Raw genomic sequence first — 24,285 nt, forward strand, 5'->3', positions numbered from 1 at the left:
CTCATTTCCGGAGTGAATCATGTCGCCTGTCCACCTGTCCCGTCGCTCGCTTCTCAAGACCTCGCTTCTTCTTGCCGCAACCACGGGGCTTGCGGGCATCGCCGCTGCACAGCAGGCGACGCCCGGCGGAAGGCTGATCGTCGCGGCCGATTCGGAGCCGAAAAACCTCAATCCGGCGATCGTCGCCTCAAACGGCGTGTTTTATATTGCCAGCAAGATCATCGAGCCATTGGCCGAGGCCTCCTTTAACGGCAAGGACGGCCTGGAACCGCGCCTCGCAACCGAATGGGCGGGATCGGATGACGGGTTAAGCGCCACCTTCAAGCTGCGCGAGGGCGTGACCTGGCACGATGGCAAACCCTTTACCTCCGCAGACGTGGCCTTTTCGGCGCTCTCCGTCTGGAAACCGTTGCAGAATCTCGGACGGCTGGTCTTTGCCAATCTCGAGAAGGTGGACACGCCGGATGACCACACGGCGATCTTCCGCTTCTCCAAGCCAACGCCGTTCCAGCTCATTCGCAACGCGCTGCCGGTCATTACCAGCGTCGTGCCGAAACATCTTTATGAGGGCACCGATATCGCCACCAACCCGGCCAATACCAAGCCGGTCGGCACCGGGCCTTTCGTTTTTGCGGAATACAAGCCCGGCGAATATTATCGCCTGACCCGCAATCCCAATTATTGGGGCAAGAACCAGCCGCAGCTCGATGAGATCATCTATCGCGTTCTGCCAGACCGGGCGGGCGCCGCGTCTGCGCTCGAAGCAGAGGAAATCCAGCTCGCCGCCTTTTCCGCCGTGCCGCTGGCAGATCTCGACCGTATCTCGAAGGTGGCAGGCATCAAGGTCATAGCCGATGGTTACGAGGCGCTGACCTATCAGCTGGTGGTCGAAATCAACCATCGCCGCAAGGAACTCGCCGATCTCAAGGTCAGACAGGCCATCGCCCACGCCATCGACAAAAAATTCGTCATCGACAAAGTCTTCCTCGGTTACGCCACGGCATCCACAGGCCCGGTGCCGAAAAACGCGCCGGAATTTTATACCGACGATGTCGAGACCTATGATTTCGATGTGGCCAAGGCCAATGCCCTGCTGGACGAGGCGGGTTATGCGCGCGGCGCGAACGGAACACGTTTCTCACTGAAACTTCTTCCGGCACCCTATTTCAATGAAACCAGACAGTTCGGTTCCTATCTTCGTCAGGCGCTACAGGAAATCGGCATTGATGCCGAGCTGGTCAATAATGATTCAGCCGCCCATCAGAAGGCCGTCTACACCGATCATGCCTTCGATCTCGCCATCGCGCCGCCGGTCTTCCGCGGCGATCCGGCGATTTCCACCACCATTCTCGTGCGTTCCGGCATTCCGGCGGGCGTCGGTTTCTCCAATCAGGGCGGTTACGAGAACAAGACGCTGGACGAACTGATCGACAAGGCGGCGGTAACGGTGGACACGGCGGCACGCACGGCGCTTTACAAGGATTTCCAGAAGCAGGTCACTGCCGATCTGCCGCTGATCAACGTCGCCGAATGGGGTTTCATCACGGTGGCACGCGATACGGTCAAACATGTCGCCAGCAATCCCCGCTGGGCCGTTTCCAACTGGGCGGATACGACCGTCGACACCTGAGGTCTCGCCGTGAAGCGTGCAACGACATTGCTGAAGCGAAGGGCAGTCAGCGCCATTCCGGTGTTGCTGATTGTTCTCGTCTTCACCTTCGTGCTGCTTGAAAATGCGTCCGGAGACGCTGTGGATGCCTATCTCGTCTCCATCGGCGGCGGCGATGCCGGGCTGCGGGATGTGCTGCGCGAACAATATGGGTTGAACGGTTCCGTGCTGGCCCGTTTCTGGCTCTATGCCAGCTCGGTGCTGCGGCTCGATCTCGGCTGGTCGCTTGCCTTCGACCGGCCTGTGCTGGGGCTGATCCTCGAGCGGCTGCCGAACACGCTTCTCCTGATGGGCAGCGCCACCACACTCGCCTTCATCCTCGGCACCGCGCTTGGCATCGTGGCGGGCGCGCGTCCCGGCGGGCTGGCGGACCGCGTGCTTTCAACGCTTTCGCTGGCGCTTTACGCCACCCCCGGCTTCTGGCTTGGCCTCGTGCTGGCCATCGTCTTCGCCGTTCAACTCAAATGGCTACCCACCTCAGGCGTAGAAACCATCGCCTCGGGCAAGCAGGGATTTGCAAGGGCTCTCGACATCGGCCGTCATCTCGTGTTGCCGGTGGCCAGTCTCGGCCTCATCTACCTGGCTCTTTTCCTGCGCGTCACGCGCACCGCCATGGCGGCGGTCTGGCCGCTGGATTTCGTGCTGTTCGCCAGATCAAAAGGGCTTTCCAAACGGCGGATCGTGCTGCGCCATGTCGCGCGCAATGCCGCTCTTCCGCTCGTCACCGTGCTCGGCCTGCAGGCCGCAACCATGCTGGGCGGCAGCGTGGTGATCGAAAGCGTCTTTGCCATTCCCGGTTTTGGCCGGCTGGCGCAGGAAGCCGTCAGCGGCCGCGACACGCCGCTTTTGATGGGCATTATTCTGACCAGCGCCGTCTTCGTCATCCTCGTCAATCTCGCCGTCGATATTCTCTATGCCGTTCTCGATCCGCGCATCGGCAGCGGGGAGCGACAGGCATGAGTTTCGCTCTCCGGCTGCTGCGCAGTTTCGAAGGCGCCACCGGCGCCATCATTCTGGTGCTGCTTGCCATGACGGCGCTCGCCGCACCCGTCGTTTTTCCGGGCGACCCGCTGGCCATCGTCGGCGAGCCCCTGATCGCACCCTTTACCGATGCCGCCCTGCCTCTCGGCACCGACCGGCTGGGCCGCAACGTGCTGGCAGAACTTGCCCATGGCGCGCAGGCCTCCCTGCTCGTCGGCATCGGCGCCGCCGCCGCCGCATTGGTTATCGGCACCGTCATCGGCACCATTGCCGGATTTGCCGGCGGCCTCGTGGATGAAGCTTTGATGCGCGTCACCGACGCCTTTCAGATCGTGCCGAATTTCCTGCTCGCACTCGCCTTCGTCAGCACCATCGGCCCCTCCATGCCCATTGTCATTCTCGCCATTGCGCTCGGCGCATGGGCTGATCCGGCGCGGCTGATGCGGGCGCAGGTCTTGAGCATCCGCGAGCGCGATTATGTTCAATCCGCCCGCGCCATCGGCATGCATCCGCTGGAAATCGCGTTCAGGCAGATCCTGCCCAACGCGCTGCCGCCGGTTCTGGCGCTCGCCGCCATCATCGTCGCGGCAGCCATCCTAACCGAGGCGGCACTGTCCTTCCTCGGGCTCGGCGATCCCAATATCGTCACCTGGGGTTCGATGATTGCCGAAGGACGTAACGTCCTGCGCTCAGCTGCGTTTTTGTCCGTCATCCCCGGCATCGGCCTTCTGGTCACGGTTCTCGGCGTTTATCTTCTCGCAGAAGGCATCAACAGGGCGATGGCGACAAGGAGGCAAGCGCCATGAGCGGCAATGCGCTGTGCCGGATCGATGATCTCAGCGTTTGTTATGCGACAGGCGATGCGCCTGCCTTGCAGAATGTTTCGCTGACCATCCGGCAGGGGCAGAGGCTGGCGATCATCGGCGAAAGCGGGTCGGGAAAATCTACGCTCGGCAGAGCCATTGCCGGGCTTCTCCCCGGCAATGCGCGCGTTTCCGGTGATATTTCCTGGAGCCGCGATAGCGGCCTGTTTCAAGGCAGGCCGCTGCCGGGGCGCGATATCGGCACGATCTTTCAGGATACCGGCGCGACGCTAAACCCGGTTCTCACCATCGGCGAACAGGTGGCGGAAGGGGCCGTGCGGCATCTCGGCCTGTCATGGAGGCAAGCGCGCGATCTTGCCCGCGGCCTTCTGGAGCGGGTGCGGCTGCCGCATCCCTCCCATCTGCTCGCCACTTATCCGCACCAGCTTTCCGGCGGCCAGAGGCAACGCGTGGCAATTGCTGCCGCGATTGCAGCCAGTCCTTCGATCCTGATTGCCGACGAGGCCACGAGCGCGCTCGATACGGTCAGTCAGGCCGCCATCGCCACGCTGCTGGACGATCTGGTGCGGCAGGAAAACAAAACGCTGGTCTTCATCACCCATGATATCGGCCTTGCTTCCAGCCTTGCCGACGAGATCGCGGTCCTACGTGCGGGCCGGTTAGTGGAACACGGTTCGACACGGCGGGTGCTTTCCGCACCCACCCATGACTATACGCGTGCGCTGCTTGCCGATTATCTCGATCTCTCGACCCCGCCGCTGATCAGCGAGGCCGCGTCATGAACGAAGCCCTTCTGAGCGTCGACGGACTGTCGAAAACCTATCGCACCGGCGCAAGAACGGTGGCGGCGCTTTCCGACATCTCCTTTTCGCTTCAGCCCGGCGAGACGCTGGGACTTGCCGGTCCCTCCGGCTGCGGAAAATCGACGCTGGCGCGCATTCTGATGCGGCTGATCCCGGCTGACGAAGGCACGATCCATTTCAAAGGCCGCGACTGGCTGGCGCTTGACGGCGGGAAGCTTCGTGCCGCCCGCCAGCACATGCAGATGGTGTTTCAGGATACGCATGGCGCATTCAATCCGCGCGCGAGCGTCGAAGACGCCATCGGCGAACCGTTGCGCGTTCATCGCATGGCCGCAAGACGCGAGCGTGCAGCAGAAATACACCGTCTCCTCGACCGCGTGGGCCTGCCCGCCAGCTATGCCAGCCGATCGGTCTTCGAGCTTTCCGGCGGCCAAAGGCAGCGCGTCGCGATCGCGCGGGCCATTGCGCTCAAGCCGTCGCTTCTCATTCTGGATGAAGCCGTCTCCGCGCTGGATGTTTCGGTTCGCAGGCGAATCCTCGAACTACTGGTGGAAATACAGCGGGAGACGGCCGTTTCCTGTATTTTCGTCTCCCACGACCTCGCAGTCATCCGCGCCGTCTGCCACCGCGTCGCCATCATGGAAGCGGGACGGATCGTTGAAATCGGCAGGACGGGAAATATCGTCTCGGCGCCGCAATCCTCGACCGCAAGAACACTGATCGACGCCGCACCGCGACTGACCATTACCACGTAAGGAAAAGACATGCCCGTTCCCGATTATGCGTTACTGCTCGACCCACCCGCTTTTCCTGCGGAGCGTTATGCCGTTCTTGCCGACCGGCTGGCAGCCTTGATGGGCACGAGGAACGACGTCCTTCTCATACAGGCGGAAGCCGTGCTGGCGCTCGAGGCAGCAGCGACAAGCCTTGCACGACCGGGCCTGCGGGCGCTCAACATCGTTACCAGCCCCTATGGCGCGTGGTTCGGCGGTTGGCTGGAAAGGGGTGGCGCGACGGTGCGCAACCTGACGGCCAGCCCGGCAAAGCCGGTCACACTGGAGGAGGTGGAGCAGGCACTGGACGAAGGGCTGGATTTCGATCTTCTCGCCATCGTCCACGCGGAATCGGCAAGCGGCATTCTCAACCCTCTGCCCGCCATCGCCACGCTCGCTCGGCAAAGGGGCATCGTGACCCTCGTCGATGCCGTCGCGTCCATCGGCGGACATGCCTTCGAGGTTGACCGGCTGGGCATCGATATCGCCGTCATCGGCCCGCAAAAGGCGCTGGCCGGGCCGGCCGGGGTTTCCGCGATTTCCGTCAGCGAAAAAGCGTGGGAGCTTCTTTCGCACGAGAATGCGTCCGACAACTCCATGCTCTCGCTTATGGACCAGAAGAAACTCTGGCTCGATGCCGGCCGCGGAGCGCTGCCCGGAACGCCCGCTCCGCTGGAATTCTATGCCCTGGAGGCCGCACTTGACCGGATAGAGGCGGAAGGTCTGGCATCTGCCAATGAACGCCACGAAAGGGCGGCCGCGGCCACCCGGAACGGCATCAGGGCGCTCGGTATTCCAACCTGGGTGAAGGAGGCGCACGCCTCCGCCCTCGTTTCCACAGCAATCCTGCCGGATACCGTCGAAGCCAAGGCATTCCTCGCCGCTGCATCCCAAAAGCATGGCGCGGATATTTCCGCCGGGGTCGGCCCCGGCGCGGAACGGCTGATAAGGCTCAACCACACCGGTCGACGGGCGCATCCGGAGGCGGTGAAAGCCAATATCGTGGCCTTCTCCAGTGCCTTGAAAAGCCTCGGCCATGCCGCAGATACCGATTCCGCGCTGGAAGCGAGCGAAAAAGCCTATTCTGACGCCGATCCGAACCGCGTTTGAAGGTGGCGATAAACATTCATTGCGCAAAATCCGGCAGCAGTGAAACGTCAGTCACGACATTGTTGTTAAAAATGGTAGACAAATTCCTCGGTCAATCTTGACGAAATCATGGCAACGCGCGAAACTTAACACACCGTTAACTCGCGTGAAGAAGGGAACTGGCCATGGTAGCAGGGTTCAACATGCTCTCCTTTGACCTCTTTGGCATCGGCCGAAGGATGCCCGTCGTCAATGAGCGGGTGGAGACCGAGTTTCAGGACAAAACGCCGCGCAGACCGGACGACGAGTCGCATGACGACGACCGCGATCAGGAATATGAACTGTTCTTCTGGTCGCTTTATCCGGTGATCTAGGAGGTTTCGGTAGCCTGCCGGGCATGAAACTTGCCAAGGGCCGCCGGTTCATTCAATGATTGGCGCATGCGCCGGTTCGGAAATGATAAAAACTCTGCAAACAGAGACTTGAAACTGCTGCGCCGTCTTCTGCGCGCCAGGGATCATATGGATGCCGCACCCCATGAGGCGTGGCCTGTTTCACGACTTGCCAGTGTCAGCGGCGCCTCGCAGGCCCATTTCGCGAGATCGTTTCGCGATGCCTTCGGCATACCCCCTCACCGCTATCTGCTGACCCGCCGGGTGGAACGCGCCGTGGCGCTTCTGCGTGACACGGACCTTGCGATCATCGAAATCGCGCTGCAGACCGGCTGGAACAGCATCGGTACATTTGGCCGTGTTTTCCGCGATGTGACGGGGGAAAACCCGAGTGAATTGCGGCGACGGATGCGGCTTTCGCCTGCCGATCTCGAGCAGGTTCCCCATTGCTTCGTCAGCGCCGCAAATCGCCCTCATCTCACAATCGCAGTTTCGGAGAAGCGCCGACGAACGAAAAGCGCTAGGCACGACGAGCGAAAGGGAGATATCTCATGAAAAATGGTGTTCAAGTTGTCGGGCTTTACGTTCATGATCAGGACGAAGCGCTGCAATTCTACGTCGAAAAACTTGGATTTCGTGTGCACACCGACGCGCGCAACGGCGATTATCGCTGGTTGACCGTGCAGCACCCGGACCAACAGGATTTCCAGCTGGGCCTGTTTCGGCCACAGGCTCCGACCGTTGACGAGGCGACGGCGCAAAATCTGAACGAAGCCGTGGCCAAAGGCGCGATGCCGCCGCTGGTTCTGGTGGTCGAGGATTGCCAGAAAGCCTTTGACGTGATGCACAAACGCGGCGTCGAATTCACCCAGGAACCGATCGCCCGCTACGGCTCGGTGGATGCGAGCTTCCGCGATCCTTCCGGCAATGGCTGGAAGCTCGTTCAGGCCCGCTGAAGCGCCCATGTGTCACATTCCATCATGGATGCTTTTTCTTGGGGGCGACTTTGATCTTGCGAAACTGGATAAGGCAGAGCCATCGGTGGCTGGGCATTCTGCTGACCATCACCATTCTGGCGAACTTCATCTCGATGGCTTTCGGTCCGACGCCATCGGTGATCGTCTATGCTCCGCTGTTGCCGCTGACTTTGCTTATTTTCAGCGGGCTGTACATGTTCTTCCTGCCATATCTGGGAAAGCCGCCAGCCCCATCGGGGAAGTAGGCAGATAAGCAACGAAACTATCATGCTCTTCGGCCGCCCGCAAAGTTTACGCGGTTGCGGAGCACGGTATTTTAAAATGCTTCAGCCCCGGGTTTTACCCCGGGGCTGATTAAAAAGCGGTCGGCCGAAACGGCCTTGCCTTAGTGGTTGTCGCGCGGCAGGCCCTTGGTCTGGGCGATGCGCTGATACTTCACGGCCGGTTCCAGAACCGCGCCGGTTTCCATCTGGCTGACGATGCCACGCTGGATTTCCTGCCATGGCGTCTGATGGTCAGGGAACTTGTAACCACCCTCGGCGGAAAGCGCTTCGTAACGCTTGGCCAGTTCCTCACCTGATATCAGGATATCGGCCTTGCCGCGACCCACATCGATGCGAACGCGGTCACCCGTCTGCAGGATGGCGAGACCGCCACCGGCCGCAGCTTCCGGGGAAGCGTTGAGGATGGACGGGCTGCCCGATGTGCCGGACTGGCGGCCATCGCCGATGCAGGGCAGCGAATTGACGCCTTCCTTCAAGAGATAATCCGGCGCGCGCATGTTCACCACTTCCGCTGCACCCGGATAACCGATCGGGCCTGCACCGCGCATGAAGAGGACGGTGTTGGCGTCGATGCCGAGCGACGGATCGTCGATGCGGTGGTGGTAATCTTCCGGACCATCGAACACTACGGCGCGGCCTTCGAAGGCCTCCGGATCGTTCGGGTTGGAGAGGTAACGGTTGCGGAATTCTTCCGAAATCACGCTCGTCTTCATGATGGCGGAGGAGAACAGGTTGCCGCGCAGAACGCGGAAGCCTGCACGCTCCTTGAGCGGCTGGTCGTAAGGACGGATGACCTTTTCGTCTTCGATGATGGCGCCACGGCAGTTGTCGCCAATGGTCTTGCCGTTGACGGTCATCGCGTCTTCCTTGATGAGCCCCTGGGTCATCAGCTGGTTGACGACTGCCGGAACGCCGCCGGCATGGTAATAGTCCTCACCGAGATATTCACCTGCTGGCTGCAGGTTGACAAGCAACGGCACGTCTTCGCCATAGGTCTGCCAGTCATCGACGGTCAGTTCGACACCGACATGGCGTGCAAGGCCGTTCAGATGGATCGGTGCGTTGGTGGAGCCGCCAATGGCCGAGTTGACGCGGATGGCGTTGATGAAGGCATCCTTGGTCATGATGTCTGATGGTTTCAGGTCTTCCTTGACCATTTCGACGATACGCAGGCCGGTCAGGTAGGAGACTTCCTGACGGTCGCGGTAAGGCGCCGGAATGGCGGCCGAACCCGGAAGCTGCATGCCGAGCGCTTCGGCAAGCGAGTTCATGGTCGTTGCCGTGCCCATGGTGTTGCAATAACCGGTGGACGGAGCCGACGAGGCGACGAGCTTGACGAAGCCCTGATAGTCGATCTCGCCCTTGGCCAGAAGTTCGCGCGCCTTCCAGACGATGGTGCCGGAACCGGTGCGTTCGCCACGGAACCAGCCGTTCAGCATGGGGCCAACGGAAAGGGCAATGGCGGGAATGTTGACGGTGGCCGCCGCCATAAGACAGGCAGGCGTGGTCTTGTCGCAGCCGATGGTCAGAACGACGCCGTCGAGCGGATAGCCATAAAGCACTTCCACGAGGCCGAGATATGCGAGGTTACGGTCGAGACCGGCGGTCGGACGCTTGCCGGTTTCCTGGATCGGATGCACCGGAAACTCGATGGCGATGCCACCCGCTTCACGAATGCCTTCGCGCAGACGGTTAGCGAGTTCAAGATGGTGGCGGTTGCAGGGCGAAAGGTCCGAACCGGTCTGCGCAATGCCGATGATCGGGCGGTCAGACTGAAGTTCAGCCTGGCTCAGGCCGAAATTCATGTAACGCTCGAGATAAAGCGCCGTCATATCCGCATTGGCGGGGTTGTCGAACCACGCGCGCGAACGAAGCTTGCCTTGGGTTGCGGGCAGATTGTCGGATTTGGTCATGATGCGGTCTCCAGCCGGAAGTGGCCAACGGTAAAATATTACGAAATGCGACAAGCTTATGTTGTGCGCAAGGAAAATGGAATCAGCTTTCGGAGATCACGCATAACCGACAGTGAGAGCCCAGACGAGTAGGCTTGGGCTGCTCTGCGGCTTTAACCGAATATTTTTCGGCATTTACGGCCATCGCAGGATTGCGCAAAGGAATCTCCCTCCCTCTTTTGCCGATTGAACTCCGATCACAAGACCCAAAATTCCGGCAAAAATCATCTTCTTATTTGTATTACTATTAGACACAGCCATATGCTGTCAAGCGCTATAGCGGTGTGAGCAGCAGCAGTGCCGGCTGTTCGAACCACAAAACATGAATCATTTATCCATTTGATATTAATTGATATATTTCAAAATCCGAGACCAGACACACCATTCTGAAATTGAAATATGCGAAAATGCCTCTTTTCAAGAGTATTACTATATGCTCATAGTGTCTCCGTCACGCTGACATCATCTCTGGGAGGATTAAGATGAGAAAAGCTCTCGCGACAGTTACTGTCGCCGTTTCGCTGTGCCTTGCATCAAGTGTTTCCGCCAAATCGCTTACCGTCGGCTTCTCGCAGATCGGTTCGGAATCCGGCTGGCGCGCGGCTGAAACCACCGTCACCAAGCAGCAGGCAGAGAAGCGCGGCGTCACGCTTAAATTCGCCGACGCGCAGCAGAAGCAGGAAAACCAGATTAAGGCCGTTCGCGGCTTCATCGCGCAGGGCGTGGACGCGATCCTGATCGCGCCGGTCGTCGCGACCGGATGGGATGCCGTGCTGAAGGAAGCCAAGGAAGAAAAAATCCCTGTCATCCTGCTCGACCGCCAAATCGAGGCTCCGGACGATCTTTACCTGACCGCCGTAACCTCCGATCAGGTTCATGAAGGCAAGGTTGCCGGCGACTGGCTGGTCAAGGACGTCGGCTCAAAGGATTGCAAGGTGGTAGAACTGCAGGGCACGACCGGCTCTTCGCCCGCCATCAACCGCAAGAAGGGCTTCGAAGAGGCCATTGCTTCGCACAAGAACATCAAGATCGCACGCTCGCAGACGGGTGATTTCACCCGCACCAAGGGCAAGGAAGTGATGGAAAGCTTCATCAAGGCCGAAGGCGGCGGCAAGGACATCTGTGCGGTCTACGCCCACAATGACGACATGGCCGTCGGTGCGATCCAGGCGATCAAGGAAGCCGGTCTGAAGCCCGGAACCGACATCAAGATCGTCTCCATCGATGCCGTGCCTGACATCTTCAAGGCCATGGCAGCCGGTGAAGCCAACGCCACCGTCGAGCTGACGCCTGACATGGCCGGCCCGGCCTTCGACGCGCTCGAAGCCTATCTGAAGGACAAGAAGGCGCCAGCGAAGTGGATTCAGACCGAATCCAAGCTTTACACGGCATCCGACGACCCGATGAAGGTCTACGAGGCGAAGAAGGGTCTGGGTTACTGATACCCCATTCTTCGGAAGGAGCGGCGCGTCGTTCGTGCCGCTCCATCATGGCATTCTTCATGCGGAACCTGCTCAATGTCCGAAACGGCACCACTTCTGGAAGCACGCGCCATCGGCAAATCCTTTCTGGGGATCACGGCGCTCGATGGCGTCGATTTTTCGCTCGGGCACGGTGAAATCCATGCCCTGCTTGGCGAAAACGGCGCGGGCAAATCGACGCTCATCAAAATCCTGACTGGCGTTTATCACCGCGACAGCGGTTCGATCTTTCTGGAGGGCAGCGAAATCTCGCCCACCAATGTGGGCGAGGCGCAGGCGCTTGGCATCGGCACGGTCTATCAGGAAGTGAACCTTCTCGAAAATCTCACGGTCGCCGAAAACCTGTTTCTCGGCCGCCAGCCACGCCGCTTCGGGCTGATCGACCGCAGCACGATGCAGAAGAATTCGCAGGCGCTGCTCGCCCAATACGGGCTTTCCATCGACGTCAACGCCCTGCTTTCCAGCTATTCCGTCGCTATCCGCCAGATCATCGCCATTGCCCGCGCCGTCGATCTTTCCGGCAAGGTGCTGGTGCTGGACGAACCGACAGCCAGCCTTGACGCCCATGAGGTCGAGATGCTGTTCGGGGTTTTGAAAAACCTGCGCGCCCGCGGCATCGGCATCATCATCATCACCCACTTCCTCAATCAGGTCTATGATATTGCCGACCGGGTGACGGTGCTGCGCAATGGCCGCCTCGTCGGCACCCGCGACATCGGCAGCCTGCCGAGGTCCGAACTCATCTCGATGATGCTCGGTCGCGAGCTTCAGCATATTACCCACGAACATCAGGCCACCGAAGATACGGTCGCCGAGGGCGAGCCGCCAATCCGGTTCGAAGCCTATGGCAAGCGCGGCAGCATCGCCCCCTTTGATCTCGGCATCCGGCCGGGAGAGATCGTCGGCGTCGCCGGTCTTCTTGGCTCCGGCCGAACGGAGACCGCCTTCCTGCTGTTCGGCATCGACCGTCCCGATACCGGCACGGCGATGATTGACGGAAAACCGGCGGCGATTTCGTCTCCCGAGGCCGCCATTGCGGCCGGGTTCGGCTTCTGTCCGGAAGAGCGCAAGACGGACGGCATTATCGGCGACTTTTCCGTCACCGATAATATCGCTCTGGCGCTTCAGGCGCGGCAGGGCTGGGCACGGCCACTATCGCGCCGACAGAAGGCGGAGCTTGCCGAAAGCTTCATCAAATCGCTCGATATCCGCCCGGCCGACCCCAACCGGCCGATAAAATTCCTGTCCGGCGGCAATCAGCAGAAGGCCATTCTGGCACGCTGGCTCGCCACCCAGCCCAGACTGCTGATACTCGACGAGCCGACACGCGGCATCGATATCGGCGCGCATGCGGAAATTCTCAAAATGATCGAAAAACTCTGCGGCGAAGGCATGTCGCTCGTCGTCATCTCCTCCGAACTGGAAGAACTGACGGCCGTTGCGCATCGTGTGGTCGTGCTTTCCGACCGCCGCCATGTCAGTGAATTGAAAGGCAGCGAAGTGACCGCCGACAACATCATGCGGGCAATTGCGGATGCGGCGAAAACGGAGGCGGCGTGATGGTGGCTGTAACACGACGCTTCAAAAGACTTGCTCCCCAGCTTGCCGCGCTCTTTATCATTCTGGCAGCGATTACAATCATTTCGCCGGGTTTTCTGCATGTTTCTTTCCAGAATGGCCGGCTCTATGGCAGTCTGGTGGATATTCTCGTGCGCGCCGCTCCCGTGGCGCTGCTGACCATCGGCATGACGCTGGTTATCGCCACCAAGGGTATCGATCTTTCCATCGGCGCGGTCATCGCCATCTGCGGCGCGGTCGCGGCCACGCTCATCAGCAATGGCCATTCCATTCCCTCGGTCATCGTCATCTCACTTGCGGTGGGCATTGCCTGCGGCCTGTGGAACGGCGTGCTGGTCGCCATTCTCGATATCCAGCCGATCATTGCCACCCTGATCCTGATGGTGGCGGGACGCGGCATCGCCCAGCTTATTACCGAGGGTGTCATTCTCACCTTCAACAATGACAGCTTTGCCGCCATCGGTTCCGGCTCGTTCGCAGGCATCCCGCTGCCCGTCATCATCTGGGTGGCCGCGGCGCTGTTGATCGGCCTTCTGGTGCGTAAAAGCGCGCTCGGTTTCCTGATCGAGGCCACAGGCATCAATCGCCGTGCAGCGGCGCTCGCCGGCGTGCGGGCGCGCTTCCTGCTGTTTTTCGTTTATGCCGTCTCCGGCCTCTGCGCGGCCATTGCCGGCATGATCGTGACCGCCGATATTCGCGGCGCGGATGCCAACAATGCCGGGCTGTGGCTGGAACTGGACGCGATCCTGGCGGTCGTGATCGGCGGCACATCGCTAAATGGCGGCCGTTTCTCCATCACGGCCTCATTGATCGGCGCGCTCATCATCCAGACCATCAATACCGGCATCCTCGTCTCGGGCTTTCCGCCGGAATTCAACCTCATCATCAAGGCAGGCATCATCATGGTGGTGCTCACATTGCAATCGCCTGCAATCATGGCCGTCCTCGGTTTCGTGAAAGCGCCGAAGCCGCACGTCAAACCGGCGGCGACCAATGGCATGACCAAGGAAGGAACCGCGCGATGATCCACAGCCGCAATCTGCCCTTCCTCACCACGCTGACGATCTTCGTGGTCGCCTATTTGCTGTGCGTGCTGCAATATCCGTCGATCCTGTCGACGCGCGTGATAGGCAATCTTCTGACCGATAATGCCTTCCTCGGCATCGCGGCGGTGGGCATGACCTTTGTCATCCTGTCGGGCGGCATCGATCTCTCCATCGGTTCGGTCATCGCCTTCACCAGCGTCTTCGTGGCGGTCATGGTCGGCACCTATAACATCCATCCGCTGCTGGCCTTCGCCATCGTGCTGGCAGTCTCGACGCTGTTCGGCTGCCTGATGGGGGCGATGATCCGCTTCCTGTCGATCCCGCCTTTCGTGGTGACACTGGCGGGCATGTTTTTGGCGCGCGGCGCGGCCTATCTGATTTCCACGCAGTCGGTGCCGATCTCCCACCCGTTCATCGATGCGATACAGGGCTTTTATTTCCGCTTTCCAGGCGGCGGCAGGCTGACGGCGCTGGCCATGCTGATGCTTCTCGTCTTCGCCGCCGGCATGCTGATCGCCAGCCGCACCCGCTTCGGCGCCAATGTCTATGCGTTGGGTGGCAATCCGCAATCGGCCGAGCTGATGGGGGTGCCGATTGGCGCGACGACCATCGGCATCTATGCGCTTTCCGGTTTCCTGTCGGGCCTCGCCGGCATCGTTTATACGCTCTACACCTCGTCAGGTTATTCGCTGGCGACGGTGGGCGTGGAACTGGACGCCATCGCCGCTGTCGTCATTGGCGGGACGCTTCTGACCGGCGGCACGGGGCTGGTGGCGGGAACCTTTATCGGCCTTCTGATACAGGGGCTGATCCAGACCTACATCGTTTTTGACGGGACGCTTTCTTCCTGGTGGACGAAAATCGTCATCGGTGTGCTGCTTTTCGTCTTCATCGTGTTGCAGCGCGCAATCATCTGGTATTCAAACAGGAGACTGGCCGGACCGCATCCGGCATAATTGCCAAGGGAGGCTTGCTTGGGGCTGCTCGAAACGACGATAAGCGGGCGAAAACGCCGGAACAGCCACGCCCATGTGGTCTCCGAACTCGGCAGCGCCATCGTCTCGGGCAGGATTGCGGAAGGCTCCCTGCTGCCCAATGATGCCGAACTTTCCTTGCGGTTCGGCGTCTCCCGCACCGTGCTGCGCGAGACGATGAAGACGCTGGCGGCGAAGCGTCTGGTGGAACCAAAGGCCAAGGTGGGCACCCGCGTTCTTGACCGCTCCAGCTGGAATTTCTTCGATCCCGACGTGCTGGGCTGGCGCTGCGAGGCCGGCATAGATCAGGAATTCGTCACGCATCTGGCGGAGATACGCCTGGCGCTGGAACCAGCGGCGGCGGCGGCGGCGGCGCTGCAGGCCTCCAATGACGATATCGTTTCCCTTTACGTCATCGCCGCCAAATTCGACAATCCGAAACATACGCCGGAAAGCATCGCCAAGGTCGATCTCGAATTCCACCTTGCGGTCGCGCATATGTCCGGCAACCCCTTCATGCGCTCCGCAAGCGGGCTGATCGAAGCCGCACTTGCGATATCCTTCCAGCTCTCATCGCCGGCCGCTTCGCCTGGCACCATCGCCGAGATCGCGTCCAATCATCTGCGCATCGTACACGCGATTGCGGCGCGTGACGCGGATGCGGCGGTGAAAGCCATGCGCCATGTGATCGAGGTGGGCAAAGACCGGACACAGAACGCGATAAAGGCGCCCTAAAGACGGAATAACGCCTTCTCTTCTCTTAAGACCCGCACGAAGGCGGTTTTTTTTCTCCGAGGGGTGGCTTACCCCTGCGAGGCCTCGACCTGTGGCACCACACCGCGGCGCGACGCCATCAGCGATGCACCGAGAAGGGCGGCAATCGCCACGAAGACGAAGACCATCGTCGCACCCTGAAGATCGATCAGCAGACCGCCCAGAACCGCACCGCTGGAAATCGCGATCTGGAAAGTGGTAAGCAGCAGCGCGCCGGCACTTTCCGCCTCATCGGAAGCGGCCCGGGTGATGAAGCTCTGTACGCTGACCGGAAGCGCACCGAAGGCAAAACCCCAGGAGGCGATGGCAAGGCCGGCAATCAGGGGCGACGCACCCGCCACGACCAGAACGGAAGCCGATGCGGCGATCAGGGTGGCGGCGAACGTCACCGCCCATGCCGTGTTTTTCTCGGAGAGGAAACCGCCGAAGAGATTACCGAAAAAGCCGCCGACACCATAAACCAGAAGGACGAGCGAAATCGCCTCGACGCCAAGAAGCGTCACATCCTCCAGGAACGGACGGACATAGGTGAAACCGGCAAAGTGACCCGCAACAATGAACAGCGTCGTCAGAAGGCCGATCCGGACCTGCGGCCGCTGCAACAGGCGGAACATGGTGGAAAGACCGGGTGCACCGGCCGGCGGCAGCGACGGAACGGTGAGCAATTGCACGACGAGCGCAATGACACCGAGCACACCCGCAACGACGAAGGCCGAACGCCAGCCAAGTGTCGCGCCGATCCACGCGCCCACCGGTGCGGCACAGACGGTGGCGACCGAAACTCCTGTCAGGATGATGGCCATCGCACGCGGCATTTTATCAAGCGGTACGAGTCTCAGTGCCAGCGCCGCGGACATGGCCCAGAAGCCGCCAAGGCCGATGCCGAGCAGGACGCGCGAGGCAAACAGCATAAAGAGACCGTTTGCGAAGGCGGCCAAAGTGCTGGAGATGATCAGCAGCGTGGTCAGCCCAAGCAATGTCCAGCGGCGATCGATGCTGCGTGTGCCAATGACAACGCCGGGGCCGGCGACCGCCGCGACCAGCGCCGTAACGGTAATGGATTGGCCAGCGATGCCGGAGCTGACGGCGAGATCGGCCGAAAGCGGCGTCAGCAGACTGACCGGCAGGAATTCCGCCGTCACCAGCCCGAAGACGCCGAGCGAAAGCGAAACCACGGCGGCCCACTTCGCATCCGGCTCTGTCTTGCGCGGCACATATTCGAGTTCGTTTATGGTCCGGTTGCTCATGAAAATCTCCTGATGCGCATTTCCGGAACGCGCTCTGAAACGGAATGGCAAAATGGTGAAACCGGTGGGAGGCCAGTTCATATTCTGCAAATCAATGGTCGTAAGCTATGCGTGACAGCCCGGCGTTTCCATGCTAGAAAATCCGTATTCCTTAACCAAACATCCAAATTTGCGAGAGCGCCATGAATGATGCCCTGACGGAAATGTTGCGTGGCCTGAGGCTCGACGGCGTGGAATACGGCCGATGCCGCATGGCCACCCCCTGGGCGACAGCTTTTCCCGAGCAGGAAGCGGCACGGTTCCATTTCATCGGTGTCGGCCAGGCGAAATTGCGCAAACCCTCCGGCGAGTGGCTGACGCTGACATGCGGCGACGCCGTTCTTCTGCCCCGCGGCCACGCCCATGTGTTGGGTAGCGGCGAGGATGTGACGCCTACCCCCTTCGACCGTTTCGGCAAGAAGGAAGTCTGCCAGGGCGTTTTCGACCTGCAATGCGCCAGCGCCGGCGGCGATACCGTGGCCTTTACCGCTTCGATGCGTTTCAACATGGATAATCTGCACCCCCTCCTGCAGCTGATGCCGGATGTGATGTTGACCAGTGATCTCGCCAAAAGCGATCCGGCCATTCCGCATCTGCTGGAGGCCATGACGCGTGAGGTGGAACTGAACCGTGTTGGTGCGGGCGGCATTCTGGCAAGGCTTGCCGATGTGCTGACCGCGACGTTGATCCGCACATGGGTGGAATATGGCTGCGGCGATTCCAGCGGCTGGCTGGCTGCGGTGCGCAACCCCGAACTCGGACGGGTGCTGGCCGCCATCCACCTCAATCCCGAAAAGGACTGGAGCGTGGAGGAGCTTGCTTCCCTGATGGGCGCTTCCCGCTCCAGTTTCGCGGAGCGCTTCACCCGCGTGGTGGGCGAAAGCCCGGCGCGCTATGTGGTGCGCGTACGCATGCACCAGGCACGGCTGTGGCTGCGCGAAGGCATGCGCGTGACGCTGGCGGCGGAAAAACTCGGTTACGATTCCGAAGCCTCCTTCAGCCGCGCCTTCAAACGCGTGCTCGGCGCACCGCCCAGCCAGTTTCGCCGGAAGGACACGGCCGGGTTGGAGGATGCGGCTTAAAAGCTACAAACAAACCGGATAGGATATCCGCGTGAGAGCAGATCCGCCCGAAGCGGAAGGGCGCCGTCCGGGGAGCATCCACCATGAGTATTGCCGACGACGCCCGTTTCTGGAACCGGACCGCTCGGAAATATGCAAAGGGCAGGATTTCGGATGAGGCCGGATATGAGCGCACGCTGGAGCGGACCCGTGCCCTGCTGAATCCGGATGACAGGGTATTGGAACTGGGTTGCGGCACCGGGACAACGGCGATCCGGCTTGCGTGCAGCGTCAAAGACTATCTTGCGACGGATATTTCCGCCGGCATGATCGCAATCGCCGAGGAAAGAAAACACGCCGCCGGCCCTCTCCCGAACCTCGTTTTCAGCACTGCGACCGTGGAAACGCTTGCCCCCGACCCTCATCAGTTCAACGTGGTGCTGGGTTTCAACTATCTTCATCTGGTGCGCGACCTGCGCGGCACATTGCAGCACATTCATTCCCTGCTTGGCCCGCGCGGGCTGTTCGTCACCAAGACCCCCTGCGTTAGGGATATGAACCCGTTTATCCGCCTTGTCCTGCCGGCGATGCGTGCGATCGGCAAGGCGCCCTTTGCCGGCGTGTTCAACGCGGCCGAGCTTGGCCGGCATATAAACGCCGGCGGTTTTGACATTCTGGCCACGGAAATCCACGCGACAAAGGGCAATGACAATCGTCCTTACATCGTGGCGCGCAAAAGGTGATCTGAGCCGTCTTCAGTGAAAATTGCGGGAAATGACCTTTATCCGCTCCACCTCCTCCGCATCGTCCACGGCAGGCGGCGGATGCTTCCTGATAGTGCGGTGATCATCCGGTGGAATGCCGTGGTGGAACTCATCGCCACGCCCATGCGGCAGGGGAAAGGCATGGTTGCGTTCGCCCACGCTGGCCAGCGCCTCCGACAAATCTGTCAGCCGATGGGCGACCAGATGCACCACCTCACCCTCCCGCTGGATCTTGCCGTAAATACCAACCATGCCGGCGGACAGCACCACGCGCCGGTATTTTTCGAAGGTTTTTACCCACAGCACCGCATTGGCGATGCCCGTCTCATCCTCCAGTGTCATGAAGATCACCCCCTTTGCCGAGCCGGGGCGCTGGCGCACCAGCACCAGACCCGCCGTTTCCAGCCATGCGCCATCACGGGCGCGCACGGCCTCCGCACAGGTGACGATACGGCGGCGGGAAAGATCGCGCCGCAGGAATGTCATGGGATGTTCGCGCAGCGTCAGTCCGACATGGCCGTAATCCTGAACTACCTCACCACCGTCAGTCATGGGCCTGAGCGCGACGGAGGGTTCCTGAAGCTCATCCACCACGGCATTTTCCCGACTGGCGGCGGCGGCGAAAAGCGGCAGCGGCTCATCCCGCAAGGCCTTGATGGCCCAGAGCGCCTCGCGTCTGGCAAGCGAAAGCGACGGTAAAAAGGCATCGGCTTCCGCGAGACAGACGAGGGCAGCGGCGGGAACGCCCGCCCTTCGCCAGAGATCATCCACCGAGGCAAAAGACCGATCCTGCCGGGCGGCGACGATATCAGCTGCGTGATCGTTAGAGAGTCCCTTCACCATGCGCAGGCCAAGCCGCACGGCGTAGCGCTCTTTACCATTCCCATTCTTCTTGCCCGTAGGCTCCAGCGTGCAATCAAAACGGCTGTTATTAACGCAGACCGGACGCACCTCGACGTCATGATCGCGCGCATCACGCACGATCTGCGCCGGGGCGTAAAACCCCATGGGTTGCGAATTGAGAAGCGCCGTACAGAAAATATCGGGATGATGGCATTTCAGCCATGAGGAGGCATAGGCGATCAGCGCAAAGGAGGCCGCATGGCTTTCAGGAAAACCATAGCTACCGAACCCTTCGAGCTGCTTGAAGATACGTTCGGCAAATTCTTGCTCATAACCACGCTCCACCATGCCCGTGACGAGCTTTTCCCTGAATTTGGAAATGGTACCCACATTCTTGAAGGTCGCCATGGCTCGGCGCAACTGGTCCGCCTCATCTGCGGTAAAACCGGCGCAATCCATGGCGATCCGCATGGCCTGCTCCTGAAACAGCGGAACACCCATCGTCTTTTTCAGAATATTTTCCAGTTCCGGTTTTTCATAACGAACCGGCTCCTTTCCCTGTCGGCGACGCAGATAGGGATGCACCATATCCCCCTGAATGGGGCCGGGGCGAACAATGGCGACCTGAATGACGAGGTCATAAAACTCCTTCGGCCTCAGGCGCGGCAACATCGACATCTGCGCCCGGCTCTCGATCTGGAATGTGCCGAGCGTATCGGCCTTCTGGATCATGGCATAAGTGGGCCCATCATCCGGCGGCATGGCGGCGAGATCGTATTTCTCTCCAGTGCGCGCCTCCAGCAGATCGAAGCCGCGCTTCATGCAGGAGAGCATGCCGAGCGCCAGGCAATCCATTTTCATGAATTTCACGACATCGATATCGTCCTTGTCCCATTCGATGATCTGGCGATCATCCATGGCGGCGGGTTCGATCGGCACCAGTTCGTCCAGCCGGTTATGGGTCAGCACAAAGCCGCCCGGATGCTGGCTATGATGGCGCGGTGTGCCGACAAGTTGGTTGGCCAATTCGAAGGCAAGCTTCAGGCGACGATCCTCCATATTGAGGTTCAGTTCCTTCACCTGCTTTTCACCCACCCCCTCGCTCCAGCGCCAGACCTGCGAGGATAGAAGCTTCGTCAGATCTTCCGGCAGGCCCAGAACCTTGCCGACATCGCGCAGCGCCCCACGCCCGCGATAACGGGTGACAACGGAGCAGAGCGCAGCCTTGTCACGGCCGTAGGTGTCATAGACCCACTGGATAACCTCCTCGCGCCGCTGGTGTTCAAAATCCACGTCGATATCAGGCGGTTCTCCCCGGTTTTCGGAAACGAAACGTTCGAAGACGAGATTGCTGAAAAGAGCGGGATCGATGGCGGTGATGCCAAGTACAAAACAGATAATCGAATTGGCTGCCGAACCGCGCCCCTGACATAGGATATCTTTTGAACGCGCATAACGGACAATGGCACTCACGGTCAGGAAATAGGAGGCATATTGCAACCTGCCGACAACCGCCAGCTCATGCTTGAGCGCCTTTTCCACCTTCTCCGGCAAACCTTGCGGATACCGCCCCGGCACCGCTTCCCAGACCATCTTCTCCAGCGCCTGCTGCGCCGTCAGCCCCGGCAGGCTGCGCTCCTCGGGATATTGATAGACCAGTTCCTTCAGTGAAAATTTGCAGCGCTTCGTGATTTCGAGACTGCGGGCCAGCGCTTCGGGGTAGCGGGCAAATAGCCGGTGCATTTCCTCCGGCGGCTTCATATAGCGGTCGGCATGCCGCTCGCGGCGGAAACCCGCCTCGTCGATGGTGCAATTATGCCGGATGCAGGTGACGACATCCTGCAGCATGCGCCGCTCGGGCACATGGAACAGTACGTCATTGGTCACCACCGTCGGTATACCTGCGACTTGAGCCATATTGGACAATTCGAAAAGCCGCATCTGGTCATTGGGACGTCTTCTGAGGCTGAGCGCCATATAGGCGCGATCCGTAAAAGCGGCTTTCAGCCGCCGCAGGCGAAGTGCGCAGAGATCATCGGCGAGATCGGCGAGCAGCACCACGATCAGACCTTCGCCATAGGTAACGAGATCGTCCCATGTGAGCCGGCATTTGCCCTTGCCACCCCTCTTTTTGCCAACGGACAGCAGGCGGCAAAGCCGGCCGTATGCCGGGCGATCCATGGGGTAGACAAGCACGGAAAGATCGTCATCCAGATCGAGCCGGCAGCCGATGACGAGCCGGATGCCGTGGGTGCTTGCCGCCTCGTAGGCGCGGGGAATGCCCGCAAGGCTGTTGCGGTCGACAATGCCGAGCGCCTCGATGCCGAGGTTTTTGGCCTGTTCGAAAAGCTCCTCGCAGGAGCTTGCGCCGCGCAGGAAGGAAAAATGCGTGGTCACCTGAAGTTCGGCATAACGCGGCGTGCTCATGCAAAGACCCCGTGGATGAACCAGCCCTGCGAGCCTGTCTCGGCATGTTCGCCATCGCCGGAGCGGAAAATCCAGAAGCGCTCGCCGCTTTCATTTTCCACCGTGAAATAATCGCGCACGGCTTCCTTTTCCCGGTCGCGTTTCCACCATTCGCCGAACACCCGTTCCGGCCCGTCGGCGCGCCGCACATTATGGCGCACGCCTTTCCAGATGAAATAACGCGGCGGATGGTCCGGCAGCAGCGCCAGCGTCTCGATGGGTTCCGGCCTTGCAAAAAGCCTGACCGGACGAGGCCAGTGGCCGGGCCAGCCGAGGGTAGCCTCAGATGCAAGCGCCGCAACGCGGGCAACGGAGCGTTCCGGCACATCGCTTGCCACCGCCGCATAACGATAGACCCTGTGGCCGCGATTGAGGATAACATCGACCGTATCGGCGATGTCCGCACGCCCCTCCTCCAGAAGCGAGGACCGGGCCTGCGCGGCGAGAAGCGGCTCGGCATGGGTGGCGGTCAGCACCATCATCTCGATGCCGAAACCGGGATCAATGGTGTCGATACGGTCGGTCAGAAGCCGGACAAGCTGCTTGATGTCGCGCACCGGTCTGGAGGTGCCTGCGCGTACCGCCTGCAGGCCGCTATCGACCCGGTGCAGCACCAGATCGACCCGGCGGGCACCAAGGCCGCGTTTTTCAAGTGCTGAGCAAAGCCCCGTGACCAGCTTCTGCGTATAACGGGCAATCGTTTCCGCCGCCACAATCGGCTCGGGAAAGGCGCGACGCACCTCCACCAGTTCGGCCACGCGCACCGGCTCTATGGGTTCGCCGATCTCCCCGAAAGCCTGGGAAAGACGCCGGACGAGTTCGGGGCCAAAACGCAGGGTCAGCGGCGCGCGCGGGGCTTCGGCAAGCTCGCCGATGCTGCGAAAGCCGAGTACCTTCAACCCGGAAACGATACGCTCCTCCAGCCTCAACGCGGCAAGCGGCAACCCGCTGATCGCTGCCCGCTGTCCGCCCGGCGGTATGATGCTGATCTGCTCGCGGCCGAAGCGGGCCAGCGCATGGGCAGCACCCCAGCTATCGGCAATGGCAGCACGGGCGGCAAAGCCTGCGGCATGCAGGCGGTTGACCATGCCGCTCAGCATCAGCGTCTCATCGCCGTGCAGATGGTCCGCTCCCGCCGTGTCCAGCACCAGCCCATCAGGCGTATCGGCGGCGACGATGGGGGCATAGATGCGCAGAAAATGAAAGGCCAGCTGCTGCAGGGCGCGGGCATCTCCAGCTGCATCCAGATCTTCCACCAGAAGGCCCGGCACCAGCGCCTGCGCCTTGCTGACCGGCGTGCCGGGCCGGATGCCCGCCGCCTTTGCCGCTTTGTCGAGCGCCAGCACCAGCCGGCGGCTGCCCTGGCGGCCGATCATGACCAGCGGCTTTTCAACCGGCGGCGCGTTCTCTCCCGAAAGACGCCGGAAGCGATCCGTCGGCCATGTCGGCAGGTAGAGCGATACGACCCTTTGCATCACAGGCTTCCACTTCAAATTCAGCGCTTTCGCCGCCGCGACATCGCAAAAGCTCGAGAAACCAGCGCGGCCTGCCCACCCCCGGCACCGGCAAGGGCGAAGAAGGACGGACGGAGATGCGCCAGCGGGTCACCGCCGCCGTCGGTTCGCCGTACAGCGCCGCATCGGCCGCACGCCGGAAACGGCGGATGGCGATGCCGGTAACACCGGAGGTTTCCGCCGCCAGTTGCAGCCGTCGCGATGCGTTCATCGGCAGTTTTGCCACCTCACCCATCACCGCGCCGAAACCATTGCAGCGCAAGCCCTCCTCGAAACAGTCGAGCACGCCCTTCTCATCGCGGCATTCAACAATGATGAGCCGGTTCTGCGAAAGGCCGGCCTGCGTCAGCCCCGGCATGAACAGATCCCGCCGGGTGACGCACCATAAAACCTTGCCGGAAAGCCTTGCCGCCACACCGGCCGCAAAAAGGGCGGCCGCCGCACCATCGGCAGCGCCATTGCCGCCGCCGCTCAGCTCATGCAGACAGCCGAGCTTGAGCCCGCCTCCCGGCAGGCGATGGTCGATGGCATCCACGCCGAAAGGCAAGGTCTCGTGCAGCCGCTCAGGACCGTTACCGATCCTTTCCAGCCTTTCACGCAGCTCTTCGACAACGAGCAACTGATCCGCGCGCTTTTGCATGGCATGACAGGTTTCAATTCCGGTTATTCATCTCTATTGTTCTTGTTTTGTTCCTATTTCAGCAAAGAGTCAAGCAACAGGTCACCACTCTTCAACAGTTTGCACGGGAAGAGG

The 24,285-nt window shown here is 60.8% G+C and carries 22 protein-coding genes; 17 read left to right on the plus strand and 5 right to left on the minus strand.

Annotation, left to right across the window (positions count from 1 at the left end; genetic code table 11):
• Positions 1 to 19 precede the first annotated feature (19 nt).
• The 10 genes from AC5I5B_RS09250 (at position 20) to AC5I5B_RS09295 (ending at position 7,753) form a co-directional block, all read left to right on the plus strand.
• Entirely contained in the window at positions 20 to 1,630 is a 1,611-nt protein-coding gene (locus AC5I5B_RS09250; RefSeq protein ID WP_112212282.1) for an ABC transporter substrate-binding protein, read from the plus strand.
• A 9-nt stretch (positions 1,631 to 1,639) separates the two neighbouring features.
• A complete protein-coding gene (locus AC5I5B_RS09255; protein ID WP_003506565.1) occupies positions 1,640 to 2,629 on the plus strand; it encodes an ABC transporter permease in 990 nt (329 codons plus the stop codon).
• Entirely contained in the window at positions 2,626 to 3,456 is an 831-nt protein-coding gene (locus AC5I5B_RS09260; RefSeq protein ID WP_111785056.1) for an ABC transporter permease, read from the plus strand. The genes AC5I5B_RS09255 and AC5I5B_RS09260 overlap by 4 nt, the downstream gene beginning before the upstream one ends.
• Positions 3,453 to 4,256, plus strand: coding sequence for an ABC transporter ATP-binding protein (locus tag AC5I5B_RS09265; protein ID WP_112958642.1), 804 nt, complete (start codon positions 3,453 to 3,455; stop codon positions 4,254 to 4,256). The genes AC5I5B_RS09260 and AC5I5B_RS09265 overlap by 4 nt, the downstream gene beginning before the upstream one ends.
• The gene (locus tag AC5I5B_RS09270) at positions 4,253 to 5,032 is read left to right on the plus strand and encodes an ABC transporter ATP-binding protein (RefSeq protein WP_112958641.1); all 780 of its coding nucleotides are present in this window, start codon (positions 4,253 to 4,255) and stop codon (positions 5,030 to 5,032) included. The genes AC5I5B_RS09265 and AC5I5B_RS09270 overlap by 4 nt, the downstream gene beginning before the upstream one ends.
• 9 nt (positions 5,033 to 5,041) lie before the next feature.
• Positions 5,042 to 6,160: a pyridoxal-phosphate-dependent aminotransferase family protein gene (locus tag AC5I5B_RS09275; protein WP_087745548.1), complete on the plus strand. Its 1,119-nt coding sequence runs from the start codon at positions 5,042 to 5,044 to the stop codon at positions 6,158 to 6,160.
• A gap of 164 nt (positions 6,161 to 6,324) precedes the next feature.
• On the plus strand, positions 6,325 to 6,513 hold the full coding sequence (locus AC5I5B_RS09280; RefSeq protein ID WP_003506556.1) for a hypothetical protein: 189 nt from the start codon (positions 6,325 to 6,327) through the stop codon (positions 6,511 to 6,513).
• A 66-nt stretch (positions 6,514 to 6,579) separates the two neighbouring features.
• Positions 6,580 to 7,086, plus strand: coding sequence for a helix-turn-helix domain-containing protein (locus tag AC5I5B_RS09285; protein WP_112958655.1), 507 nt, complete (start codon positions 6,580 to 6,582; stop codon positions 7,084 to 7,086).
• Positions 7,083 to 7,487 (plus strand): VOC family protein, encoded by a 405-nt coding sequence (locus AC5I5B_RS09290; RefSeq protein ID WP_003506554.1) that lies wholly within the window; start codon positions 7,083 to 7,085, stop codon positions 7,485 to 7,487. Before AC5I5B_RS09285 ends, AC5I5B_RS09290 begins: the two co-directional genes overlap by 4 nt.
• A gap of 38 nt (positions 7,488 to 7,525) precedes the next feature.
• A complete protein-coding gene (locus AC5I5B_RS09295) occupies positions 7,526 to 7,753 on the plus strand; it encodes a hypothetical protein (protein ID WP_003506553.1) in 228 nt (75 codons plus the stop codon).
• 140 nt (positions 7,754 to 7,893) lie between these two features.
• On the opposite strand, the gene AC5I5B_RS09300 is transcribed toward AC5I5B_RS09295, so the two are convergent.
• Positions 7,894 to 9,705 carry an IlvD/Edd family dehydratase gene (locus tag AC5I5B_RS09300; protein WP_003506552.1) on the minus strand — a complete coding sequence of 604 codons (1,812 nt, stop codon included), beginning with the start codon at positions 9,703 to 9,705 and terminating at the stop codon, positions 7,894 to 7,896.
• Positions 9,706 to 10,226: 521 nt separating this feature from the next.
• Between AC5I5B_RS09300 and ytfQ the strand changes: the two genes are divergently transcribed.
• The 5 genes from ytfQ (at position 10,227) to AC5I5B_RS09325 (ending at position 15,558) form a co-directional block, all read left to right on the plus strand.
• Positions 10,227 to 11,186 carry a galactofuranose ABC transporter, galactofuranose-binding protein YtfQ gene (gene ytfQ, locus AC5I5B_RS09305; protein ID WP_003506544.1) on the plus strand — a complete coding sequence of 320 codons (960 nt, stop codon included), beginning with the start codon at positions 10,227 to 10,229 and terminating at the stop codon, positions 11,184 to 11,186.
• Between the two features lie 75 nt (positions 11,187 to 11,261).
• Positions 11,262 to 12,785 (plus strand): sugar ABC transporter ATP-binding protein, encoded by a 1,524-nt coding sequence (locus AC5I5B_RS09310; RefSeq protein ID WP_003506542.1) that lies wholly within the window; start codon positions 11,262 to 11,264, stop codon positions 12,783 to 12,785.
• Positions 12,785 to 13,828: an ABC transporter permease gene (locus AC5I5B_RS09315; RefSeq protein WP_153315986.1), complete on the plus strand. Its 1,044-nt coding sequence runs from the start codon at positions 12,785 to 12,787 to the stop codon at positions 13,826 to 13,828. The genes AC5I5B_RS09310 and AC5I5B_RS09315 overlap by 1 nt, the downstream gene beginning before the upstream one ends.
• Complete coding sequence (gene yjfF, locus AC5I5B_RS09320; RefSeq protein ID WP_003506538.1) at positions 13,825 to 14,805, plus strand: galactofuranose ABC transporter, permease protein YjfF; 981 nt, start codon at positions 13,825 to 13,827, stop codon at positions 14,803 to 14,805. Before AC5I5B_RS09315 ends, yjfF begins: the two co-directional genes overlap by 4 nt.
• Positions 14,806 to 14,823: 18 nt before the next feature.
• Positions 14,824 to 15,558, plus strand: coding sequence for a FadR/GntR family transcriptional regulator (locus tag AC5I5B_RS09325; RefSeq protein ID WP_020011781.1), 735 nt, complete (start codon positions 14,824 to 14,826; stop codon positions 15,556 to 15,558).
• Between the two features lie 68 nt (positions 15,559 to 15,626).
• Here AC5I5B_RS09325 and AC5I5B_RS09330 read toward each other — a convergent pair whose 3' ends face one another.
• Positions 15,627 to 16,844: an MFS transporter gene (locus AC5I5B_RS09330; RefSeq protein WP_099087357.1), complete on the minus strand. Its 1,218-nt coding sequence runs from the start codon at positions 16,842 to 16,844 to the stop codon at positions 15,627 to 15,629.
• A gap of 182 nt (positions 16,845 to 17,026) precedes the next feature.
• Here AC5I5B_RS09330 and AC5I5B_RS09335 point away from each other — a divergent pair, with 182 nt between their 5' ends.
• Positions 17,027 to 17,965, plus strand: coding sequence for an AraC family transcriptional regulator (locus AC5I5B_RS09335; protein ID WP_003506534.1), 939 nt, complete (start codon positions 17,027 to 17,029; stop codon positions 17,963 to 17,965).
• 83 nt (positions 17,966 to 18,048) lie between these two features.
• The gene (locus AC5I5B_RS09340; RefSeq protein WP_112354816.1) at positions 18,049 to 18,687 is read left to right on the plus strand and encodes a class I SAM-dependent methyltransferase; all 639 of its coding nucleotides are present in this window, start codon (positions 18,049 to 18,051) and stop codon (positions 18,685 to 18,687) included.
• 12 nt (positions 18,688 to 18,699) lie between these two features.
• Here AC5I5B_RS09340 and AC5I5B_RS09345 read toward each other — a convergent pair whose 3' ends face one another.
• From AC5I5B_RS09345 to AC5I5B_RS09355, 3 genes are read right to left on the minus strand one after another with little or no spacing between them, the layout of a single operon-like run.
• On the minus strand, positions 18,700 to 21,978 hold the full coding sequence (locus tag AC5I5B_RS09345) for an error-prone DNA polymerase (protein ID WP_112958640.1): 3,279 nt from the start codon (positions 21,976 to 21,978) through the stop codon (positions 18,700 to 18,702).
• Positions 21,975 to 23,492: a Y-family DNA polymerase gene (locus AC5I5B_RS09350; RefSeq protein WP_174054501.1), complete on the minus strand. Its 1,518-nt coding sequence runs from the start codon at positions 23,490 to 23,492 to the stop codon at positions 21,975 to 21,977. The genes AC5I5B_RS09345 and AC5I5B_RS09350 overlap by 4 nt, the downstream gene beginning before the upstream one ends.
• Positions 23,407 to 24,171, minus strand: coding sequence for an ImuA family protein (locus tag AC5I5B_RS09355; protein ID WP_065695018.1), 765 nt, complete (start codon positions 24,169 to 24,171; stop codon positions 23,407 to 23,409). Before AC5I5B_RS09355 ends, AC5I5B_RS09350 begins: the two co-directional genes overlap by 86 nt.
• Positions 24,172 to 24,285 lie beyond the last annotated feature (114 nt).

The sequence above is a fragment of the Agrobacterium sp. genome (assembly GCF_059499945.1).

Coding starts and splice junctions, on each gene's coding strand:
- AC5I5B_RS09250 (WP_112212282.1), top strand. CDS start 20: ATGTCGCCTGTCCACCTGTCCCGTCGCTCGCTTCTCAAGACCTCGCTT.
- AC5I5B_RS09260 (WP_111785056.1), top strand. CDS start 2,626: ATGAGTTTCGCTCTCCGGCTGCTGCGCAGTTTCGAAGGCGCCACCGGC.
- AC5I5B_RS09265 (WP_112958642.1), top strand. CDS start 3,453: ATGAGCGGCAATGCGCTGTGCCGGATCGATGATCTCAGCGTTTGTTAT.
- AC5I5B_RS09270 (WP_112958641.1), top strand. CDS start 4,253: ATGAACGAAGCCCTTCTGAGCGTCGACGGACTGTCGAAAACCTATCGC.
- AC5I5B_RS09275 (WP_087745548.1), top strand. CDS start 5,042: ATGCCCGTTCCCGATTATGCGTTACTGCTCGACCCACCCGCTTTTCCT.
- AC5I5B_RS09280 (WP_003506556.1), top strand. CDS start 6,325: ATGGTAGCAGGGTTCAACATGCTCTCCTTTGACCTCTTTGGCATCGGC.
- AC5I5B_RS09285 (WP_112958655.1), top strand. CDS start 6,580: ATGCGCCGGTTCGGAAATGATAAAAACTCTGCAAACAGAGACTTGAAA.
- AC5I5B_RS09290 (WP_003506554.1), top strand. CDS start 7,083: ATGAAAAATGGTGTTCAAGTTGTCGGGCTTTACGTTCATGATCAGGAC.
- AC5I5B_RS09300 (WP_003506552.1), bottom strand. CDS start 9,705: ATGACCAAATCCGACAATCTGCCCGCAACCCAAGGCAAGCTTCGTTCG.
- ytfQ (WP_003506544.1), top strand. CDS start 10,227: ATGAGAAAAGCTCTCGCGACAGTTACTGTCGCCGTTTCGCTGTGCCTT.
- AC5I5B_RS09310 (WP_003506542.1), top strand. CDS start 11,262: ATGTCCGAAACGGCACCACTTCTGGAAGCACGCGCCATCGGCAAATCC.
- AC5I5B_RS09315 (WP_153315986.1), top strand. CDS start 12,785: ATGGTGGCTGTAACACGACGCTTCAAAAGACTTGCTCCCCAGCTTGCC.
- yjfF (WP_003506538.1), top strand. CDS start 13,825: ATGATCCACAGCCGCAATCTGCCCTTCCTCACCACGCTGACGATCTTC.
- AC5I5B_RS09330 (WP_099087357.1), bottom strand. CDS start 16,844: ATGAGCAACCGGACCATAAACGAACTCGAATATGTGCCGCGCAAGACA.
- AC5I5B_RS09335 (WP_003506534.1), top strand. CDS start 17,027: ATGAATGATGCCCTGACGGAAATGTTGCGTGGCCTGAGGCTCGACGGC.
- AC5I5B_RS09340 (WP_112354816.1), top strand. CDS start 18,049: ATGAGTATTGCCGACGACGCCCGTTTCTGGAACCGGACCGCTCGGAAA.
- AC5I5B_RS09345 (WP_112958640.1), bottom strand. CDS start 21,978: ATGAGCACGCCGCGTTATGCCGAACTTCAGGTGACCACGCATTTTTCC.
- AC5I5B_RS09350 (WP_174054501.1), bottom strand. CDS start 23,492: ATGCAAAGGGTCGTATCGCTCTACCTGCCGACATGGCCGACGGATCGC.
- AC5I5B_RS09355 (WP_065695018.1), bottom strand. CDS start 24,171: ATGCAAAAGCGCGCGGATCAGTTGCTCGTTGTCGAAGAGCTGCGTGAA.